The sequence below is a fragment of the Pseudomonas emilianonis genome (assembly GCF_023072625.1).
Taxonomy (GTDB): Bacteria; Pseudomonadota; Gammaproteobacteria; order Pseudomonadales; family Pseudomonadaceae; genus Aquipseudomonas; species Aquipseudomonas paraveronii.
In genome coordinates, this window is sequence record NZ_JAKNRV010000319.1 from 1 (window position 1) to 5,997 (window position 5,997).

6 protein-coding genes are annotated in these 5,997 nt (G+C 61.8%); 3 read left to right on the forward strand and 3 right to left on the reverse strand.

Going from position 1 to position 5,997, the window contains the following annotated elements:
- The 3 genes from L9Z73_RS23715 to flgL all read left to right on the forward strand — a co-directional run.
- Positions 1–429: glucosaminidase domain-containing protein (locus tag L9Z73_RS23715; RefSeq protein WP_247406234.1), on the forward strand; the 429-nt coding region annotated here is incomplete at its 5' end.
- 65 nt (positions 430–494) lie between these two features.
- Complete coding sequence (gene flgK / locus L9Z73_RS23720; protein WP_247406238.1) at positions 495–2,105, forward strand: flagellar hook-associated protein FlgK; 1,611 nt, start codon at positions 495–497, stop codon at positions 2,103–2,105.
- Positions 2,106–2,129: 24 nt separating this feature from the next.
- Complete coding sequence (flgL, locus tag L9Z73_RS23725; RefSeq protein WP_247406241.1) at positions 2,130–3,326, forward strand: flagellar hook-associated protein FlgL; 1,197 nt, start codon at positions 2,130–2,132, stop codon at positions 3,324–3,326.
- 775 nt (positions 3,327–4,101) lie between these two features.
- Here the strand turns inward: flgL and fliR are convergent.
- From fliR to fliP, 3 genes are read right to left on the reverse strand one after another with little or no spacing between them, the layout of a single operon-like run.
- The gene (gene fliR / locus L9Z73_RS23730; RefSeq protein WP_247406246.1) at positions 4,102–4,890 is read right to left on the reverse strand and encodes a flagellar biosynthetic protein FliR; all 789 of its coding nucleotides are present in this window, start codon (positions 4,888–4,890) and stop codon (positions 4,102–4,104) included.
- A gap of 6 nt (positions 4,891–4,896) precedes the next feature.
- On the reverse strand, positions 4,897–5,166 hold the full coding sequence (gene fliQ, locus L9Z73_RS23735) for a flagellar biosynthesis protein FliQ (protein ID WP_247406249.1): 270 nt from the start codon (positions 5,164–5,166) through the stop codon (positions 4,897–4,899).
- A gap of 14 nt (positions 5,167–5,180) precedes the next feature.
- The gene (gene fliP, locus L9Z73_RS23740; RefSeq protein WP_247406253.1) at positions 5,181–5,873 is read right to left on the reverse strand and encodes a flagellar type III secretion system pore protein FliP; all 693 of its coding nucleotides are present in this window, start codon (positions 5,871–5,873) and stop codon (positions 5,181–5,183) included.
- Positions 5,874–5,997: the final 124 nt, after the last annotated feature.

Consider the following 5,997-nt stretch of genomic DNA (forward strand, 5'->3'; position numbering starts at 1 on the left):
GTGCCCGCCGAGCTGATCCTGGCCCAGGCCGCCCTGGAAACCGACTGGGGCCGACGCACCATCACCACCGCCCAGGGTGCCGACAGCCACAACCTGTTCGGCATCAAGGCCGGCGGCCAGTGGCAAGGCGCGACAACCCAGGTGATGACCACCGAATACACCGACGCCCAAGCGCAAAAACAGCTGGAAGCGTTTCGTGTCTATACCTCCGACGACGCTGCCTTCAACGACTATGCGCGCCTGATACGCAACCGCCCCGGTTATGCCGCCGTGCGCAATGCCATTGATGCGCCCCAGGCCGCCGTCGCGTTGCAACAGGGCGGTTACGCCACCGACCCGCGCTATGCGCAGAAGCTGATTTCGGTGATGGCCACCATCGGTCCGCTGCGCAACGTGCCGGAAGTGGCGCAGTTGCAAAACGATTTATAGAACAGGGGTCAAGTTGCCCTTTCGCCGGGCCGATAGTGCCAACCATGTAGCCCAGGAGCTTCTCGATGAGCATTATTTCCATTGGCGTCAGCGGCCTGACCGCCGCGCAGATCGCCCTCAGCACCAGCAGCAGCAACACCACCAACGCCTACACGGCGGGCTACACCTTGCAGGTGGCGAACTTCTCCGAGTCCACCTCGGGCAGCGGCGTGCAGATCGCCAGCGTCGACCGCCAGTACAACCAATTCGTCACCAGCCAACTCAATGGCTCTATCAGCACCGAAAGCGCGCTGTCGACCTACCAGACCGAAGTCGACCAGATCGATAGCCTGCTGGCCGATGGCGACGCCAGCCTCGACACCCTGATGCAAGGCTTCTTCTCATCGATCCAGACCCTGACCTCCGACGCCAGCGACACCGCCGCGCGCGAAGAAGTGGTCGGCGCCGCACAAACCCTGACTTCGCAGTTCACCCAGTTGGGCAGCTACCTGGACGACATGGCCAGCGACGTGAACAGCCAGATCGGCGACCAGGTCACCCAGGTCAACGACCTCACCGAACAGATCGCCGGCCTCAACAAAAAGATCAGCCTGTCCGACGCCCTGGGTTCGACCTCCAACGCCCTGCTCGACCAGCGCGACCTGCTGGTCAGCCAGCTCAGTGAACTGGTGGACGTGGACGTCACCACCCAAAGCAACGGCAGCTACAACGTGGCGCTGAGCAACGGCCTGGCGCTGGTGTCGGGCAATGACAGCTTCGATCTGCAAACCGCCGTCTCAGCCAGCGACCCGACCCAAACTGCAGTCACCTACGTCGACGCCGCCGGCCACACCACCGTACTCGACGATTCCACCTTCGAAGGCGGCTCCCTGGGCGGCCTGATGGATTTTCGCGACACCAGCCTGAACGACGCGCAAAACCAGTTGGGCATCCTGGCAGTGAGCCTGACCCAAGCCTTCAACAGCTTGCAAGCCTCGGGTATCGACCTGAATGGCGACACCGGCAGTGCATTCTTTTCGGTGGATGACCCGAGCATCTATGGCAACACCAAGAACACCGGCGACGCCACGCTAAGCGCGACCTTTACCGACGATGTCAGCGCCCTGAGTGCTACCGACTACACCGTCAAGTATTCCGACACCGACGGCTACACGGTGACCCGCAACGACACCGGCGCCAGCGTCACCTCGACCTACGACGCCAACAACGACAGCCTGACCTTCGCCGGCATGAACGTGGCCATCAGCGGCACCGCCGATAACGGCGACAGTTTCCTGGTACTGCCCACGCGCAACGCCGCCAGCAGTTTCAGCACCTTGACCGGCGACGGCAGCCTGATCGCGGCAGGCACCTCCACCGGCAGCAGCGACAACAGCAACGCCCTGGCGATGCTCAACCTGCAAACCGACAGCATCGTCGGCGGCAGCAAGACCCTCAGCCAGACCTACTCGGCACTGGTCAGCGACGTGGGCAGTACCGCCAGCAGGGTCGCCGGGCAACTGGAAACCCAGTCGGGCCTCACCGAGCAACTGACCTCGCTGCAACAGTCGGAATCGGGGGTAAACCTGGATGAAGAGGCGGCCAACCTGATCGTCTACCAACAGTACTACCAGGCCTGCGCGAAGGTAGTCGAAGTGGGTACGTCCCTGCTCGACACCCTCCTCGATATCAACTGATAACTTTCTGAGCGGAGCGACGCCATGCGCCTCAGCAGTGCGACGATTTACAACCAAAGCCTGAACTCGATGCTCGCCCAGGAAAGCGCCTACCAGGACGCCGCCCAGGAAGTGTCCAGCGGCACCCGGGTGGTCAACCCTTCGGATGATTCGCTGGCCGCCGCCCAGGCCGTCAACGTGCGCCAGGCCATCGCCGCGAATACGCAATATGCCGACTCGCGCAGCACCATCAGCACGTCCTTGTCCCAGGAGGAAAGCACCCTGGACAGCATCAACGATGCCATCACCAGCGCCAAGGCGCTGATCGTGCAGGCCAACAACGGCACCCTGAGCGACGCCGACCGCGAGTCCATCGCCACCTCGCTGCAAGGGGTGTACGACACCCTGGTGACACTGGCCAACGCCACGGACAGTAACGGTAACTATCTGTTTTCCGGTTATCAGAGCCAGAGCCCGGCGTTTGCCACCGATGCCAATGGCGATCTGGTGTACCAGGGCGACGACAACGCGATCAAACAACAGGTCAGCTCCACCCAGAGCATGGCCAGCGGCGATACTGGGGCGACGATTTTCCTCTCGGTAAGCAGTTCGGCGGGGTTTATCGCCGAGGCCGGCGACAACAGCGGCAGCGTGACCTTCAGCGGCCCGACCATTACCGATACCCAGGACGCCAATTACGGCACCGGCTTCAGCCTGACCTTCAGCACCGCCGCCGACGGCACCGCGCAATACAGCCTCGACGGCGCCACCCCGGTGGCGTACACCTCGGGCGATACCCTGGAAGTCAACGGCCTGTCCCTGACCCTGAGCGGCACCCCAGTGGACGGCGACTCGATTACCGTAAGCAAGGCCGCCGACGCCGACCCGGACCTGTTCGCCAGCCTGAAAAACCTGATCTCGGTGCTGCAAACCCCGGTGGAAACCGACGCCGACCAAGCCAACCTGAACAACACACTGTCCACCGCCAGCCGCCAACTGAGCAACGCCCAGGACAACGTGCTCACGGTGCAAACCTCCGTCGGCTCGCGGCTTAACCAGTTGGAGGTACTCGACACCATCGGCGACGACCTGGCACTGAGCTACACCGAACGCCTGTCGGGGCTGGTGGATGCCGACTACACCGAATCGGTCACCGAGTACACCGCGTTGCAAGTGGCACTGCAGGCGGCGCAGCAGACCTTCGTCAGCCTGCAGAAGATGTCGTTGTTCGAATACATCTAAAAAATGTGAGAGGGGGCTTGCTCCCGATTGCACTGGATCAGTCGCCAGATGCATTGGCTGAAACACCGCCATCGGGGGCAAGCCCTCTCCCACACTTGGACCGTGGCAGCAGGTTGGATAGAAATAGTCCCATCACCAGAATCAAGCCCACCGAAAACACCCTCAACTGCGGCGCCCCCCATATCACTGCTCGATCACATCTAAAAATGTGGGAGGGGGCTTGCCCCCGATAGCAGCAGGTCAGTCGCCAGATACATTGGCCGAACCACCGCCATCGGGGGCAAGCCCCCTCCCACATTTGGACCGTGGCAACAGGCTGGATAGAAATGGGCCCAGGTTGCCCATCAGTAGAATCAGGCCCACGAACAAGGTCAGCAGGAAGCCCACCGAAAACACCGCAGCGACACCCACATCACTGCTCGATCACATCTAAAAATGTGGGAGGGGGCTTGCCCCCGATAGCGGCAGGTCAGTCGCCAGATACATTGGCCGAACCACCGCCATCGGGGGCAAGCCCCCTCCCACATTTGGACCGTGGCAACAGGCTGGACAGAAATGGCCCCAGGTTGCCCATCAGCAGAATCAGGCCCACGAACAAGGAAAGCAGGAAGCCCACCGAAAACATCGCAGCGACACCCATATCACTGCTCGATCACATCCAAAAATGTGGGAGGGGGCTTGCCCCCGATTGCGCTGGATCAGTCGCCAGATGCATTGGCTGAAACACCGCCATCGGGAGCCAACCCCCTCCCACACTTGGACCGTGGCACATGAGTCAAGCAAGGGTCATGTTGTCGACCAGGTACTGCATGAAGTGCAGGGTATTGGTGAGCAGGCTGGCCAGAAACGGTCCCAGGTCGCCCATCACCACCATCAGCAGGATCAGGCCCACGGATAAGGTCAGCGGGAAGCCCACCGAAAATACCGTCAACTGCGGCGACACCCGGTTGAGAATGCCCATGGCCAGGTTGATGATCAGCAGCGTGGCAACCATGGGCAAGGCCAGCAACAGACCCGTGAGAAAGATCGTGCTGCCGTAGCGGGCGATCAGGTTCCAGGCGTTGGGGTCAAAGCGCAGGTGCCCGATGGGCAGCGTCTTGAACGTGGTCGCCAGCAGCTCAAGCACCATGAGGTGGCCATCCAGCGCGAGGAACATCAGGATCGTGATCATGCCCAGGTAGCGCGACAGCACCAGGCTGTTGGTGCTGGTGTCGGCGGAAAAGAACGTGGCAAACGCCAGCCCCATCTGCATACCGCAGATATCGCCGGTCATCTCCACCACCGCCAGCGTCACGCGCATCACCATGCCCAGCGACATGCCGATCAACACCTGCTCCACCGTCACCCCCAGCCCGGCCCAGGAGAACAGGGCTACGTCCGGCAGCGCCGGCAAATTGGGCGCCAGCAAGAAAGCCAGCAGCATCGCCAGGCCGACCTTCACCTGGCTCGAGACGTTTTTGTGGCCCAGGATCGGGTCGCTCATCAGGTACGCCAGCACGCGGCAGAACGGCCAGAAAAAGCTGGTGAGCCACAGTTGCAGTTGCGCCGAACTGACCTCGATCAAGGCGCGTCAGCCAATCAGCGTGGGCAAACTGGTGAACAGCGTCCGGGTGTAGTCCACCAGCATTTCCATGATCAAGGGCCCGGCGATCACCAGCACCACGCACACGCCGATGATCTTGGGGATAAACGAAAGGGTCGATTCGTTGATCTGCGTGGCCGCCTGGAACAGGCTCACCAGCAAGCCGACAAACAGCGTCACGAACAACACGGGCGCGGCCACGATCATGCTCATGCGCATGCCTTTGTAAGCCAGGTCCATGACCATTTCCGGCGTCATCGTCTACGTCCTCATCAGGTATAAAAACTCTGCGCCAGGGAACCGAGCAGCAACTGCCAGCCGTCCACCAGCACAAACAGCATCAGCTTGAACGGCAGCGAGATGGTGGACGGCGGCACCATCATCATGCCCAGCGCCATCAGCACGCTCGCCACCACCAGGTCGATAATCAGGAACGGGATAAAAATGGTGAAACCGGCCTGGAACGCGGTCTTCAATTCGCTGGTGACAAACGCCGGCAGCAACACGCGCATGGGCACATCCTCCGGCCCTTGCAGGTCGTCGATGCGCGCCAACCGCGCGAATAACGCAAGGTCGCCCTGGCGGGTCTGGGCCAGCATGAAGGTGCGAAACGGCTGGCTGCCCTTGTCGAGAAACTGCTCCACCGTGATCTCGTCCCGGGAGAATGGCTGCCAGGCGGTTTCGTAGGCCTGGTCCAGGGTTGGCGACATGACGAAAAACGTCAGAAACAGCGCCAGCCCCAGCAGCACCTGATTCGGCGGCGCCGAGGTGGTGCCGATGGCCGTGCGCAGCAGGCCGAGCACAATGATGATCCGGGTGAACCCGGTCATCATCAGCAACACCGCTGGCAGGAACGCCATGGCACTGAGCAGAAGGAGGGTTTGCAGGCTCAGCGACCATTGCTGGCCGCCGGCCTGGCCGGTGAAGGCGCTGAGGCCTTGCATCGCCGGTTCCAGGCCATTCATGAGCCGCGCCCCTTGCGCAGGTTGTGCTTCAGGGCATGCGCCAGGCGTTTGGGCGACACTCATGACTTTGTGGACCGCCTACACCATGCCGATGCGCTGACCATCCCCGGCGTATTGATCATAC